This is a genomic window from Cohnella sp. LGH (genome assembly GCF_017671885.1).
Lineage (GTDB): Bacteria > Bacillota > Bacilli > Paenibacillales > Paenibacillaceae > Cohnella > Cohnella phaseoli.
On the sequence record NZ_CP072117.1, the window covers coordinates 6,166,306 to 6,180,473 of the forward strand.

14 protein-coding genes are annotated in these 14,168 nt (G+C 55.2%); all 14 read right to left on the reverse strand.

Annotated elements, in window-relative coordinates:
* Positions 1-144: 144 nt before the first annotated feature.
* A complete protein-coding gene (locus tag J4772_RS25785) occupies positions 145-432 on the reverse strand; it encodes a hypothetical protein (RefSeq protein ID WP_209071980.1) in 288 nt (95 codons plus the stop codon).
* A gap of 58 nt (positions 433-490) precedes the next feature.
* The gene (locus J4772_RS25790) at positions 491-1,000 is read right to left on the reverse strand and encodes a hypothetical protein (protein WP_209071981.1); all 510 of its coding nucleotides are present in this window, start codon (positions 998-1,000) and stop codon (positions 491-493) included.
* A gap of 173 nt (positions 1,001-1,173) precedes the next feature.
* Positions 1,174-1,764 (reverse strand): hypothetical protein, encoded by a 591-nt coding sequence (locus tag J4772_RS25795; protein WP_209071982.1) that lies wholly within the window; start codon positions 1,762-1,764, stop codon positions 1,174-1,176.
* A gap of 201 nt (positions 1,765-1,965) precedes the next feature.
* Positions 1,966-3,486, reverse strand: coding sequence for a glutamine-hydrolyzing GMP synthase (guaA, locus tag J4772_RS25800; protein ID WP_116065192.1), 1,521 nt, complete (start codon positions 3,484-3,486; stop codon positions 1,966-1,968).
* 136 nt (positions 3,487-3,622) lie between these two features.
* Positions 3,623-4,432, reverse strand: coding sequence for an ABC transporter ATP-binding protein (locus J4772_RS25805; RefSeq protein ID WP_116065191.1), 810 nt, complete (start codon positions 4,430-4,432; stop codon positions 3,623-3,625).
* Positions 4,433-4,491: 59 nt separating this feature from the next.
* Complete coding sequence (locus tag J4772_RS25810) at positions 4,492-5,751, reverse strand: MFS transporter (RefSeq protein ID WP_116065190.1); 1,260 nt, start codon at positions 5,749-5,751, stop codon at positions 4,492-4,494.
* Positions 5,752-5,827: 76 nt separating this feature from the next.
* Positions 5,828-6,535, reverse strand: a complete 708-nt coding sequence (locus J4772_RS25815; protein WP_116065189.1) for a FadR/GntR family transcriptional regulator — start codon at positions 6,533-6,535, stop codon at positions 5,828-5,830.
* Positions 6,536-6,605: 70 nt separating this feature from the next.
* Positions 6,606-7,139, reverse strand: a complete 534-nt coding sequence (gene bcp / locus J4772_RS25820; protein WP_209071983.1) for a thioredoxin-dependent thiol peroxidase — start codon at positions 7,137-7,139, stop codon at positions 6,606-6,608.
* A 144-nt stretch (positions 7,140-7,283) separates the two neighbouring features.
* On the reverse strand, positions 7,284-8,789 hold the full coding sequence (locus tag J4772_RS25825; RefSeq protein WP_209071984.1) for a xylulokinase: 1,506 nt from the start codon (positions 8,787-8,789) through the stop codon (positions 7,284-7,286).
* Between the two features lie 4 nt (positions 8,790-8,793).
* Positions 8,794-9,615: a tryptophan synthase subunit alpha gene (gene trpA / locus J4772_RS25830; RefSeq protein ID WP_181918129.1), complete on the reverse strand. Its 822-nt coding sequence runs from the start codon at positions 9,613-9,615 to the stop codon at positions 8,794-8,796.
* A complete protein-coding gene (locus J4772_RS25835; protein ID WP_209071985.1) occupies positions 9,612-10,571 on the reverse strand; it encodes an ABC transporter permease in 960 nt (319 codons plus the stop codon). The genes trpA and J4772_RS25835 overlap by 4 nt, the downstream gene beginning before the upstream one ends.
* On the reverse strand, positions 10,564-12,075 hold the full coding sequence (locus tag J4772_RS25840; RefSeq protein WP_209071986.1) for a sugar ABC transporter ATP-binding protein: 1,512 nt from the start codon (positions 12,073-12,075) through the stop codon (positions 10,564-10,566). The genes J4772_RS25835 and J4772_RS25840 overlap by 8 nt, the downstream gene beginning before the upstream one ends.
* Positions 12,076-12,157: 82 nt before the next feature.
* Entirely contained in the window at positions 12,158-13,084 is a 927-nt protein-coding gene (locus J4772_RS25845) for a sugar ABC transporter substrate-binding protein (RefSeq protein ID WP_209071987.1), read from the reverse strand.
* Between the two features lie 60 nt (positions 13,085-13,144).
* Positions 13,145-14,116: a sugar-binding transcriptional regulator gene (locus J4772_RS25850; RefSeq protein WP_209071988.1), complete on the reverse strand. Its 972-nt coding sequence runs from the start codon at positions 14,114-14,116 to the stop codon at positions 13,145-13,147.
* Positions 14,117-14,168 lie beyond the last annotated feature (52 nt).

A 14,168-nucleotide genomic window follows, 5' to 3' on the forward strand; every position in this document is an offset into this window, starting at 1 on the left:
GACGTCAAGCAAAAGTGACGAAGCAGGGGGTGAAAGGCCCTAGCTTTCAGAGCACAAAAAAACCTCCAGCGGCTGGAGGCAGTACGACAAAATCCGATCTCAACAAAAAAATATAAGAGCCTCGCGGCTCTCTTCAATTAGAGGTTATTCAATCTCTACTAATTTCCACTTTTTAGTTTTAACGTCCGAATCATTTTTTAGCTTGTTCATTTCATTGAACAGTCGTTCAAAGTTCGTATTGATTGCCTCGAATTTCGCATCCATCGCCTGAAATCCTGATCTCATTTCCTGCCGCAATTCCTTAACTTCTACCCTTACTTCCTCGATTGCAGAAATTGCTTTACCGTTCTTTTGAAGAAGTTGCGTTGTCATTTCTCCTGCTTGCTCTGTTGTCCGCTTCAATTCATCAATTTGCGCTTGAATCGAACCCATTTTCTCCCCCCTTTAATTGTCCATTAAATTATTAGGCTGATTTCAGTATTCAGCAAAATCATCCTAATTGCAAGGTCTCTTTTACTCCAATCCGATTGACTTCGCCGTTCACGAACCATCTTCGCGATCCGTCGGAATCCGTCTTGGAATCGATGTGCAGATACACCGCGCTGCCGTCAAATTTCTCCCAAAACAAAATTACACGATCTTCGTTCGGACTGATCAAAGCGCCGGGATAGAGATCGCCTTTCTGCAACTCGGACTTCCTTTGATCGCTGAAAAGCGCTTCGTTAAAGGTCGACACTTCTTGATCCGGCAATCCGTTCGTCAGCTCCAGGTCAAGATCTCCGCTGCTGACCAACTTCCAATCCTTTACGGATATAATACTGTTCAGCTTATCGGCAACCCCGTTCCAACTGGTGAGCAGCTTCTCAGCCACCTCAGGCTGCATCTTCTGCTCATCCGCAAAGGAAGGATGAACATTGTAATAGAGCTTGCCTTCTTTCACCCGTTCCGGATAAGAATCGCGATCCGTTCCTGCGTAACCGATTTGGGTCAACACGATCAAGATAATTAGACTCCCCTATGCGAGCACGAACCATTTCACCCATTGGTCTTTAGAAAATATCATTTTGTAAAAAACCTCCGGAAATCAATCTGATATTATTCAGACGATTTACAGAGGAGAAATGTTCTCTATTTTGGAAGAATTTCCACAGAAGACCGTCCGCTTATAAGCGATCAGCTGCTAAACTTATGGAGTGTAATATAATTATCATGGCTATTGATAATTTGCTTAATGACCGGAAACTCTTCTTTCATCTTCCTTGTATCTGATTTTACATCTTCAACATCGCTTTTAACGTTCGCTACTTTGGCAATTAATTGCGTACCGATTTCATTGCCTTGCCTGGTCAAGCCTTCGAGACGATCAAAACGATCATCCATTTTTCCGAACTCTTTGTGGAATCCGTCAAGACGTTCGCTCATCTTTCCAAATTTCCCCGGCAGCCCCTCGAGATGATCAAGACGCTTGTCCATCTTTTCAACTTTCTCGTCCAGCCCATCAAGACGCTTGTCCATCTTTTCAACTTTCCCGTCCAACCCGTCAAGACGCTTGTCCATCTTTTTAAATTTCCCGTCCAGCCCATCAAGGCGTTTATTCACCTTATCAAATTCTGTAGGCAGTCCCTCAAGGCGATCAAGGCGTTCGTTCATCTTTCCAAACTCCGCGCTCAGCTCTCCAAATTTCCCGTCCAACACCTCAAGCCGCTCACTCACCTTGCTAAACTCTGCATGCATCCCTTGAAGCAACGCTTTTAACTCTTCCATTATTCTTCCCCTCCAATCCGTTTTTTTTCAATTCCTTTGATGTATGTCCGAATCTCTTGATATAACCTCATCATATCGTATAGCAGTAGCCCGGAGCAACAATTCGGCCTTGTTTTTAATATTAAAAAACTCCCTCCCATTTGCTGAACTACGCAAACAGAAGAGAGTTATTTTTTTAACGCCTATAGCTGCACATCCAGCTTATTCCCACTCAATCGTAGCCGGAGGCTTGGACGTAATGTCGTACACGACGCGGTTGACGTTCTGTACTTCGTTGACGATGCGCACGGAGATTTTCTCCAGTACGTCCCACGGAATGCGCGCCCAGTCGGCGGTCATGCCGTCGATGGACGTCACCGCGCGAATGCCCACAGTATAGGAATACGTGCGTCCGTCGCCCATTACGCCAACGCTCTTCATGCCCGGCAACGCCGTAAAATACTGCCAAATCTCGCGGTCAAGCCCCGCTTTGGCAATCTCGTCGCGCAGAATCGCGTCGGATTCGCGCACGATTTCCAGCTTGTCCTCGGTCACTTCGCCCAGCACGCGGATCGCCAGTCCCGGTCCCGGGAACGGCTGACGCATCACGATCGCTTCCGGCAAACCGCATTCCGCGCCGACCTTGCGCACCTCGTCCTTGAACAGCGTCTTAAGCGGCTCGATCAGCTTGAACTTCATGTCCTCCGGCAAGCCGCCTACATTATGGTGGGACTTGATCGTCTGGGCCGTCGCCGTGCCGCTCTCGACGATGTCGGTGTACAGCGTGCCTTGAGCGAGGAAGGTAAAGTCGTCAAACTTCGCCGACTCCTCCTCGAACACGCGGATGAAGTCGTTGCCGATCAGCTTGCGTTTTTTCTCCGGATCGTCTACGCCCTTCAAGTTGCCGAGGAACCGCTCGCTTGCATCGATCTTCACGACATTCATGCCGAATTTGCCAACGAACGTCTCCATGACGCTCTCGGCTTCGCCTTTGCGCAGCAGGCCGTGATCGATGAACATACAGGTCAGTTGATCTCCGATCGCCTTGTGAATCAGAATGGCGACGACGGAAGAATCCACACCGCCGGACAAGGCGCACAGCACCTTCTTGTCTCCGACTTCCTGACGAATCTCCGCAATCATATCGTCGATAAACGAGCCCATCGTCCAGTCGCCTTTACAGCCGCACACTTTGAACAGGAAGTTGCCGATCATTTCATTGCCGTGCACGGAGTGTCGTACTTCCGGGTGGAACTGTACCGCGAAAATTCGGCGGTCCGGGTTGCTCATTGCCGCAACCGGAGCATGTTCCGTGCTCGCATCGACGCGGAAGCCGGTCGGCAGCTCCGTAACATGATCGCCGTGGCTCATCCATACCGTCTGACGGCTATCCAGTCCTTGCGCAAGCGCCGAGCCTTCCGCGAAATCGATGTCCGATTTTCCGTACTCGCGTTTGTGCGCCGGTTCGACTTTGCCGCCCTGCTGATGCGTGATCAATTGCATGCCGTAGCAAATGCCGAAGATCGGCACGCCAAGCTCGTAAATCGCCGGATCGACCGTAGGCGCTCCTTCCGCATAGACGCTAGCCGGTCCGCCCGAGAAAACAATCCCCTTAGGAGCCATCTCGCGAAGCTTGTCCGCCGACGTATTAAATGGAAGCAACTCGCTATATACGCCCAAATCGCGAATGCGTCTGGCGATCAGCTGGTTGTACTGTCCGCCGAAATCGAGTACGACGATCATTTCATACTGGTTGTTAGTCACTGTTTAAACCGAGCCCCTCTCAATCAATTGAAGCTATTATAGCTTTGCGGCTTAGACAGCGTCAAGGAGAAGGGCGTACGCATCCGCAGCCGCCGATTGATCGGATGACCGTTCATTAATCAAGCTCTTGATATTGCTCATGCCCCGTCCATGTCAGAATCGCCCGGTCGTTATGCCAATGCACGGAAATGCCGGTTTCGAAAAACTCGGTCAAAGTCGATTCCGTCAGCACTTCCTTCGTTTTGCCCGTTTGGAATACTTCCCCTCTGCGCATGAGCAGACAGTGGCCGAAAATCGGCACAATCTCCTCCGTATGATGCGTAACGTAAATAAGAGTAGGCGCGTCGGGCCGCTGCGCTAGCCGCTCGATACTGGAAAGCAGCTGCTCCCGGGATATGAAATCGAGCCCGTTGCAGGGTTCGTCGAGAATAAGCAGTTTCGGAGACGCCATAAGCGCTCTGGCAATGAGCAGCTTCTGCTTCTCCCCTTGCGAGCAGGTCTGGTACCTCCGATCGATCAGATGAGAGCAGCGCAGCTGTCCCATAAGCTCGATCGCGTATTCCTCGTCTTCCTTCGTCGGCTCGTCGTACAAGCCGATTGAAGCGAACTTGCCGCTCATCACGACAGACTGCGCCTTGTCTCCGGCAGACAGCCTTTCCTGTAAAGAGGAGCTGACCCAGCCGATCGATTTGCGCAGCTCGCGCAGGTCGATCGTACCGAATTGCTCTTCGAAGACGCTGACCGTTCCCGTCGTTGGCCATAGATAACCGTTGATCATGTTGAGCAGCGTCGTTTTACCGGAGCCGTTCAGCCCCAAAATCGCCCAATGCTCCCCCTTGTTCACCGTCCAGTTGACATTGTGCAGAAGCGTCTTCTGCTCCCTGCGCCAAGATAGGTTATCGACTTCGATGATAGCCTTCTTCAATGTTCGTTCACCCCTTCTATAGCTCCGCTCTCGGCAACGGCTGGCACAAGCCTGATGCTTTATGCTTTGGCAATTACCGGCGACGACCCGGCTCCGGCAGACAGCGCATGCAGCTTGCGATCCGTCGGCAGGAAGGCGGCCAGTAAACCGAGCAGCGGCAAATAAGCGCACACTTGAATGACCAGATCGATGCCGGACACGTCCGCCACTTTCCCGAGTACGGCCGAGCCGACTCCGCCAAGTCCGAACGACACTCCGAACACAAGTCCGGAGACCGTGCCGACTTTATTCGGCAGCAGCTCCTGCGCATAGACGACGATAACCGAGAAGCCCGACATTAAAATAAATCCGATAAAGATACACAATACGACCGCCCAGAACACGCTATGAACAAAGGGAAGCAACAGAGAAAACGGAGCCGTGCCCAATATCGAGAACCAGATCATGTTGCGCCGTCCTAACCGATCCGCCAGCGGTCCGCCAAAAAACGTTCCCGCCATGCCGGCAAACAGCAGAGCGAACAATATCAACTGCGCCTGGTCGACCGAAATGCCGAAACGATCGATCGCGTAGAACGAGTAGAAGCCCGTCATGCTGGAGAGATATACGAATTTGGAGAACAGCAGCATCAGCAGAATAACCAACGAGACGCCGACGATCGCCCCCCTTGCTCCGACAGGACCGGAAACCGCCTCCTTCTTGGCTGGCTTCGGACTAGCAATGAGATTGGCTTTATACCAATGAGCGACCTTCGTCTGAATGATCAAAGCGACGATGGCGGCGATCGCGAACCAAGCGACTCCTTTTTGCCCCAGCGGAACGAAAATCAATGCGGTCATGACCGGCGCAAGCGCCTGGCCCATATTGCCGCCGACCTGAAAAATCGACTGCGCCAGCCCGCGCCGAGGGCCCGCAGCCAAGTAAGCAACCCGCGACGACTCCGGATGGAGCACCGACGAGCCGATCCCGATCAGAATAACGGCAAGCATAATATAGAGGAAGGACGGCGCGAACGCAAGCCCGACCACCCCCGCGAGTGTGAACAAAATGCCGATAGGCAGCAAATACGGCTTCGGTTTCGTATCGGTATACAGGCCGATCAGCGGCTGCAAAATCGAAGCGGTCACGTTCAGCGCAAAACCGATCAAGCCGATCTGCGAGAACGACAGGTTAAGCGACTCGTGTAAAATCGGAAACATGGCAGGGACGACGGACTGAATCGCATCATTCAATAAGTGCACGGAGCTGATCATGAACAAAACGGAAAAGACGGTCATATGCCGGGCCTGCTGCCCGATACTTGCTGTTGTGGAGCTCATGTATGCATCATCCTTACGTGGTAAAATAGATTAAACATCTTATCATCTGATGTTTAATGGCAAACCTCGAGACGGGTTAATTCGTCTCGCCAAACAATTCATGCAGCGTTCCCTTCAAGTAGCGGGACGCGCTTGCTACGGCCGCCTCCGCATTGCCGTCGCGAATGCTTTCATACAGCTGGATGTGCGCCTCCGTCTGCGGATTGTGCCCTTCGGGGTTGGCGAAGATGGTGGCCAGCGTCTCGCGTATGAATACAGAAAACGTTTTGTACAGATCGATGACTACCGCATTTTTGCTGGCGATGGCTACCGCGATATGAAACTGGATATCAGCCTCGATGTACGTCTTGATGTCGTCGTTGGCCAAAGCCAGATTTCGCGTGTCCAGGTACTCCTTGATCGCGGCGAGATCGTCCTCGTCCCGGCGCTCCGCGGCAAGCCTGGCAATCTCCAGCTCCATCATCTTCCGAACCTCGTACACTTCCATGATCTCCGCTCTGCGCAGCCTGCTATCCAGCGGCTCTTGAATAACGGCGGTACGCTTCAGATAAGTGCCGAAGCCTTGCTTCTTCTCCAGCAGCCCAGCGTGCACGAGCACGCGCACTGCTTCGCGAATCGTGGATCGGCCCACTCCGAATTGCTCCATCAGCTCCGGCTCGGTCGGGATTTTATCCCCTTCCTTCAGCTCTCCCCCGGAAATTTTCTTCTGAAGCTGCGCGACGACGTCATCCACGAGCTTCGTGCGGTTTAAGGTTCGGAAAGAAACCTTCGGCCTCGAATTCATCTGATCATCTCCTGTTTAAAGGATTCTATCACATTCCAACTTCTGCGGCTACCGTTAATTTTCGAAAGCTTCATTCTCCCGCAAGAGCCTGCTTCACATTGTCTACATGTCCTTTGACCCGGATATTGCGCCATTCCTGCGCCAGTCTCCCCTGTTCATCGATCAGAAACGTAGACCTCACGATACCCATGTAAGTTCGGCCATATAGCTGTTTATCCTGCCATACGCCGTACAGCTCGCAGACGCGATGCTCCGGGTCCGACAGCAGCAGGAAGGGCAGCTCGTACTTCTCCGTAAACTTGTAGTGCCTTTTGAGCTCATCCGTGCTGATGCCGAGAACGACGGCGCCCAGACCTTCATATTCGGAGCTGGCGTCCCGGAAATCGCAGGCTTGCTGCGTACAGGCCTGAGTCATATCCTTCGGATAAAAATAGAGCACCACTTTGCGGCCGCGATAATCGCTCAGCTTAACCGTTCCGCCGTTCGTGGCGGGAAGCTCGAAGTCCGGGGCGGGTTGCCCCAGATGCAGCTGCGCGTATTTCGGTTCTTGCTGAGGCTGCTGCCGTTCTTGCTGCTGCAGTGACTGCTGCTTTTGTTTCGCCATGCTTCAGGCTCCCTTATCGACAATGTTATCCTTCCTATTATAGTATAGCCCGCCTGCTCATCCAACGCCGAAGAGCCCGAAGCGATTGCGCCAAGTCCCAACGGGGACCGGGCTTGCTTCGGGCCATGGCAGCGGCTCCGCAGCTTACTCCGCGAATAACGGAGCGACGGCGGGATACATCCGCTTGTATTTCTCGTATTGGCGGTCGTAATGCGCCCGCAATTTCTCGTCGGGCTCGTAGACCGTCGCGTTCTTCAGTTCCTTGAACGCCCGGCCTGCCGACGAATAGTCCTCGCTCCAGCCCGCATGGCGGAATCCGAGCGCGGCTGCGCCGAGGGACGGCAAGTATTGCGAATCCTTCGGAACGACAAGCTCGCAGCCTAGTACGTCCGCCATAATCTGGCACCAGATCTTGCTTTTCGCTCCGCCGCCGATTAGGGTAACCCGCAGGCTTCCGTCCTCCTGCCGCTTGGCGACCAGTTCAAGCACTTGGCGCATCGAATAGGCTACGCCTTCCAGCACGGCCGTCCCCATCCGCTCCCGGGTCGTAGTCGGCTTAAGGCCGATAAAGCAGCCGCTCGCTTCCGCGTCCTGAACCGGACAGCGTTCACCGTTCAGATAGGGCAGGAACAGCACTTCGTCAACGCCCCGTTCGGTCTGTTCCACTGCCCGGTCGAACAGCTTGTACGACATCGTGTCGCCTACTTTGCTGCCGGACCCGAATGCGCCGACCGCCCACTGATGGGCGCTTCCCGCATTGGACAGCGGAGCGATGGAGATCTGCCGTCCGTCTTCCACGTAGGAAAGGTTAAAAGCGCCGCTCTGTACGTCGAGGAAGCCCGAAGAAGCGCCCGCGACCCAGCCCGTCGTCCCGATATAGGAGTAAACCTCGCCTTCCTCGTATACGCCCGCTCCGAGCGTCGCCGCCCCGGCGTCGCCTATTCCGCACAGCACTGGGGTTCCTGCGGCGAAGCCCGTTGCGACGGCCGCTTCCGCAGTCACCTTCCCGACGATGCTGTCCGCAGCGGCGATTTTCGGCATTTTGGCCGCATCCACGCCGTAGCGCTCCAGCCAGGAACCGATCCATTCGCGGGTACGGACGTCCATGCAGCCGGTCGTGGCCGCGGAAGTCGGATCGGTCACGCATTCCCCCGTTAACCGGGCGATCACGTAATCCTTGGAGCTGACAAGGAAGCTGCGCGTTTGGCGATACGTTTGTTCCTCCCGCTCCTTCAGCCACATGATTTTCGGAAAAGTAAGCGATCCGTCGAACGGATTCATCGTCCGATCCTGAATGCCGCTCTCGCCAAGCTCCTCCAGCATTCGCCGCGCCTGCTCGGACGCGCGTCCGTCGGAATACAGAATGGCCGGACGCAAAGGTTGGAGGTCTTCGCCTACCGGAATGCAATCCTGCATCTGTCCGCTGAACGTCAGCAAACCAATGTCCGCCGCCTTGATGCCGACCTTGAACCACGAAGCCGCAATCTTCTTCACCGCGTCGTACCATTCGATCGGCTCTTGCTCCACCGCGTCTTCATGACGGATAACGCGAAGCTCCACGTTGTTTTCCAGGAAAATGCCCGCATCGCTCGTGACTAATATTCCCTTGACATTCGTGGTGCCGATGTCAAACGAAGCCATATATCTCATCTGCTCATCCCCTTGTCGAGGAGCCCAACGTCTCCAGTTTCATCTCCGCCACCAGCCGGTACAAATAATCCTTCTCCCGGTTCTCGCAGCGGCTTACGAGCACGGAGCCTACGACGGCGCCGTCGAAGCCTCCGCGGATCGCTTGACCGACCAGCGCCGGAGAACGCAGACCGAAGCCGGCGACGACCAGACCGTCCGGCAGATGCGGACGAATTCGCTCGCATAGCGCCGACAGACCGTTCACGCTGGCCATCGGATCGCCCGTCGTGCCGGAATACGATTGGGCATAGATCACCGTCGCCCCGTCGCACACTTGCCGGATCGTCTCTTCATCCATGCCGCTGTTAATAAAGCGGATCACATCGACGCCCGCCGGGCCGACTTCCTCCTGAATCCGAATTTGCTCTTCGAGAGAGCAATCGGGAAGCACCAGTGCGTCGATCAGCTTCTCCTGCGTCAGCGTCCGGTACAGCCCCGCTTCCACAAGCTCGTTCCGGTAGCCCATCGCCCAGATCGGACGGGGCACTTCACGCCGGACTTTGCGCCACAGCGCCATCAAGCCCTCCGATATTCCGGCACCGGCGTCCAGCGCGCGCTTGTGCGCGCGTTTGATAACGTCGCCGTCAATGAACGGGTCCGGACCGGGCACGCCCAGTTCAATAATATCAATGCCCGCCAATGCGCTGGCTTGGATCATTTCGAAGGACTCGTCGATTGCCGGATCGCCCGCTACCAAGTAGCCGAGGAGCAGCGCCTCCTCTCTCTCCTTGGCTGCGCGATAAGCTTCTATGTTGTATTGGCTGTGCATTTTCAGAGTCCGCATCATGAATTGCCACGTCCCAGCTTCTGCATCAGAACGGCCGCGATGACGATACATCCGGTAATGACGTCCTGCATAAACGTAGGAACGTTAAGAATCGTCAGACCGTTGGCCAGAATGCCGATAATGGCCGCGCCGACAAAGGTCCCCCATATATTCGGCACGCCTTCCTTAAACGAGGTCATCCCCAGAAAAGCTGCGGCATAAGCCGACAGGAACAGTCCGTCTCCTCCGGTCGGATGGGCCGACCCGAGACGAGACGCCATCAGAATTCCGGTCAGGGCGGCCAGCATGCCGCACAGCGCGAACGCCATGTTTTTGTTTAGCGCGACTTTGACGCCCGCGACGCGGGAAGCCGATTCGTTGCCGCCGATCGCGTACAGCTTCCGTCCGAAGGACATGTGCGTCATCACATACCAGAACAGCACCGTCATCAGCAGCATAATGAAGGATAAGACCGGAATACCCGCCCACTCCGTCTGGCCGAGATAACGGAAGCTTTCCGGAATGTTCTCGAATACGGTCGCTCCGCCGGTCAGCTTGAAGTTCAAGCCGCCAAGAATCGTCCCCATTGCCAGCGTCGTAATAAAGGAGAGCACGCGGAATCTCGTTACGATCCAGCCGTTGATAAAACCGATGATGAACGCTGCGGCGAGCGGCGCCAGGAAGGCAACCCAGATGGGATAGCCGGCAACGGCCATCTTGGCCGCGAATACGCCGCCGAAGCTGGCCAGCGCCCCCACCGACAAGTCGAACTCGCTGACGGCCATAACCAGAGTCGCTCCAAGAGCGATAATGACGAGGAAAGAAATTTGCCGGCTTATATTAATGGCGTTATCGATCGTCATGAACGAATTCGGACTTAACGCGGAGAATGCAAGAATGATCAAAATTCCGGCGGCAACCGTTCCATAACTGCGCAGCAGCCGGACGTAAGAAATGCCCGAACGCGTCTCAACCATGTTGTTCACTTCCTTTTCCGTGACTATAGCAATATCCGAGCACTTGCTCCGGCGTAACGCCGTCGTTGTCCAGCTCGGCGACGATGCGGCTGTCGTGGAGAACGTACAGCCGATCCGCGATGTCCAGCACCTCCTGCAGATCCGAGGAGACGAACAGGACGCCGCAGCCTTTGTCGGCCTGCGCTTTAAGCAGCCGGTGAATTTCTTCGCGCGTCATGACGTCTACCGCCTGAGTCGGCTCGTCGCAGAGGAACAGGACGGGATCCGACAGCAGCGCTTTGGCGAATACAACCTTCTGCTGGTTGCCTCCGCTGAGCTGGCCAATCGCTTGCTCGGAGCCGGCCGCCTTGACGTTCATTTCCTTCATCCACGCATTTACCTCGTCGCGTTCGAGGCGAGCGCGAAGCTTGAGCATGCCGGAAAATCGTTTCAGTACGGGCAGCGTCATATTTTCCCTGATCGTCATACCGAGCACCAGCGCGTCGCGCTTGCGCTCTTCCGGAATCAGGACGACGCCGTTCTCGATCGAGCTTCTCGGCGCTGGCGCCTTCACGGCACGACCCGACACGGCAATGCTTCCGCCCGACGGGCTTCGAAGTCCGTAGATCGTCTCCAGCAGCTCCGTCCGTCCGGCTCCGGCAAGTCCGAAAATGCCGACGATTTCGCCTTTGCGCACGTTCAGACTCGCATCCCGGACTTTGCCGTCCTTCGTGGACAGCCTGTCGATTTCGAGCACCTTGTCCGCCGCAGATTTAACCGTCGCCCGCTTCTGGCTTTTCTTCACTTCCGCATTGCTCATCAGCCGGATCAGCTGCTCCTTGTCCGTCTCCGCGGTGTTGACCGTATCGACTCGCTGTCCGTTGCGGAATACGGTAATCCGGTCGGACAACCGGAAAATCTCGTCCATCCGGTGAGAGACATACAGAATCGCCGTTCCCTGCGCCGTTAATCGACCGATCAACGCGAACAGCTTCTCCGCCTCCTGATCGGTCAGCGAAGCGGTCGGCTCGTCGAGAATCAACAGCTGGCATTCGAGCATCATGGCGCGCAAAATCTCCAGCATCGTCTTCTCGGGCGGCGACATCCGGTCGGCCGTCTTGTTCAAATCGATCTCGACGCCGAAGTCGCTGCTAAGCTGCTCCGCCCGCCGCTTCATCGCTTTCCAGTTAACGCCGACTCCGCGGGTCGGGTAGTCCAATCCGACGAACAGGTTCTCATAGCCGGTAAAAGACGGAACGAGGTGACGATCCTGATGCACCACGTTGATGCCGATTTTGCGGGACGCTCCCGGATTCGGGATATCCACCTTTTGTCCCTTCCATTCGATCGTCCCTGCATCAAGGGAATAGACTCCGGTCATAATTTTAATGAATGTCGACTTGCCCGCTCCGTTCTCGCCGACGAGCGCATGCACTTCGCCCGCCGCGATCTCGAAGCTCACGTCGGATAGCGCATAATGCTGCCCGAACACTTTGTTCAGTCCTGCGACCTTCAGTAGGGTCAATGGAAACCCTCCTTGCTTCCGAATTGGGCAAAGCGACCTTGGGCCGCTTTGCCGCTATGCGTTCGTAGTTGCTCTAGCGGGATTACCCGTTGTCTTTTGTAATCAGGCTGGCCGGAGCGTACAGCTCCGTGCCTTCCGCAGGCTGGCCCGCGAATACGAGCTCGATTTGTTTAACGACGATTTCCGTCATGCCTGTGAAGTTCTGCTTCACTGTGGCAACCAGCGGAGAACCTTTCTTGATCATTTCCACCGCCTGGCTGTTGCCGTCGATGCCGGTTACGACGATGTCCTTGCGTCCCGCCGCTTCGATCGCCTGAGCGGCGCCAATCGCCGCCTCGTCCCAGCCGGCCCATACTGCCGTAATGGAGCCTGCCTCCTTGTTGGACAGCAGCAAGCTTTCCATCTGCTTGCGCGCGTTCTCGATCGGTCCCGGGACTTCGACTTGCTGCTCGGTTACGACGGAGATATTCGGTTTATTTTTCAACAGTTCATCCAGCTGCACCGTACGAGCCAGTACGCCTGGATGCGGACGGTGAGTCAGGATCACGATTTTGCCTTGATCGCCAACCGCCTGGAACAGATGCTCGGAAATCATCTTGGACATTTCCTTGTTGTCGCTCGTTGCGTTCATGACCATGCCTTCGATGTAACCGGAGTCGGCGCCGAATACCGGAATGCTTTTATCCTTGGCGCGTTGGATCTGGCTTTTCAGCTGATTAGGATCGGTGCTGACGAGCACGATCGCATCGGTCTTGGAGGAAATAACGTCCTCCATCCGGCTAGCCAGCTGCCCCATATCGCCTTTCGTATCGACGACGTTCGCCTTCCAGCCTTTGTCCGCCGCTTGATTCTTCAGAGATTCGACCATTTCGTTGGTCGTGACGGAAGACAGATAAGGCGTCAAAATCGAGATCGTCTTGGAACCGTCCTTGCCGCCGGAATTTCCTCCGCAAGCCGTCAAACCAATTGTCAATAGAAGCGCTGCCATAACTAGAATTGCTTTTTTCATCTGTTATTGCCCCCTTGATAGTAGGTGAAAAGAACGTTTAGTCGCGCAGACCCCGCCCGATTAACGGGCAGGATGGTTGCGCTGCCACTCCAGAAGTCCTTTGGCCGTCTCCATGTCCGTAACGAGCACGTCCATGAACTTGCCTCTAAGCGCTGCGACGATCGCCTCTACTTTATCATTCCCCGTCGCAACGGCAATGACATTCGGGATGGCTCGAATTTCGTCGATGGACAAGCCGATCATTCGCGATTCTCCATCATAGTGAACCCGCGCTCCCTCGGCGCTCAGGAAAGAGGTCGAGATGTTGCAGACCGCTCCTTGATTGCGTACGCCGTTCATCTCTTCCTCGCTGAAGTATCCGGACTTGACGATTGTCGCTTCCTCCGAAACTTGGCCGATTCCGATCAGAGCCAGCGAAACCTTCTTGGCGGCTTCCAGCACTTTGGAGATTTCCGCCTCGTTCTGGAACATCTCCCGCGCTTGCGCAGAAGCGACGACTGCCGGGGCGTTCAACAGAAAATGCCGGCCCCTGAAATTCTCGGCGAACACTCTGGCATTCGTATTCGCATGCCACGCGCCGCCGTCTGCACCGAACCCGCCGATCATGGGCACGAATTTGACTTCCTTGCGACCGACGTGCTGAATTTCCCGACCGACGGAAGCGATCGTCCGTCCGGCCATTATCCCGACAACGTCGCGGTCCTTGATCGCGCTTTCCAACAGAGCCGACGCCGCGCGAGCGACGTGCAGCTCCATCGTCTGGCGATCCGCTTCCGGGACGTGAACGACAATCACATCGTGGATTCCGAAGGTTTCCGCAACCGCCCGCTCATACATCTGCTCTTCCGAGTACGGATTGCGTATGCTGATCTGAACAATGCCTTCGGATTTGGCGGCGGCAAGCATTCTGCTGACCTGCGGACGCGAGATGCCGAGCCGCTCGGAGATTTCCTGCTGGTTCAGTCCGTCCATATAGTACAACGTGCTTACTTTGACTAGCAGCCTTCTCTTTTCTTGACTTACCTCATTCACAATACTCCGTGCCCCCTCCCTCTATGAACAAATGTTCATTTCAGAATTTTTG

Bases quoted from the DNA above. Each gene is read 5' to 3' on its own strand.
- J4772_RS25785 (WP_209071980.1), bottom strand. From the start codon at position 432: ATGGGTTCGATTCAAGCGCAAATTGATGAATTGAAGCGGACAACAGAG.
- J4772_RS25795 (WP_209071982.1), bottom strand. From the start codon at position 1,764: ATGGAAGAGTTAAAAGCGTTGCTTCAAGGGATGCATGCAGAGTTTAGC.
- guaA (WP_116065192.1), bottom strand. From the start codon at position 3,486: ATGATCGTCGTACTCGATTTCGGCGGACAGTACAACCAGCTGATCGCC.
- J4772_RS25810 (WP_116065190.1), bottom strand. From the start codon at position 5,751: ATGAGCTCCACAACAGCAAGTATCGGGCAGCAGGCCCGGCATATGACC.
- J4772_RS25815 (WP_116065189.1), bottom strand. From the start codon at position 6,535: ATGAATTCGAGGCCGAAGGTTTCTTTCCGAACCTTAAACCGCACGAAG.
- bcp (WP_209071983.1), bottom strand. From the start codon at position 7,139: ATGGCGAAACAAAAGCAGCAGTCACTGCAGCAGCAAGAACGGCAGCAG.
- J4772_RS25825 (WP_209071984.1), bottom strand. From the start codon at position 8,789: ATGAGATATATGGCTTCGTTTGACATCGGCACCACGAATGTCAAGGGA.
- trpA (WP_181918129.1), bottom strand. From the start codon at position 9,615: ATGATGCGGACTCTGAAAATGCACAGCCAATACAACATAGAAGCTTAT.
- J4772_RS25835 (WP_209071985.1), bottom strand. From the start codon at position 10,571: ATGGTTGAGACGCGTTCGGGCATTTCTTACGTCCGGCTGCTGCGCAGT.
- J4772_RS25845 (WP_209071987.1), bottom strand. From the start codon at position 13,084: ATGAAAAAAGCAATTCTAGTTATGGCAGCGCTTCTATTGACAATTGGT.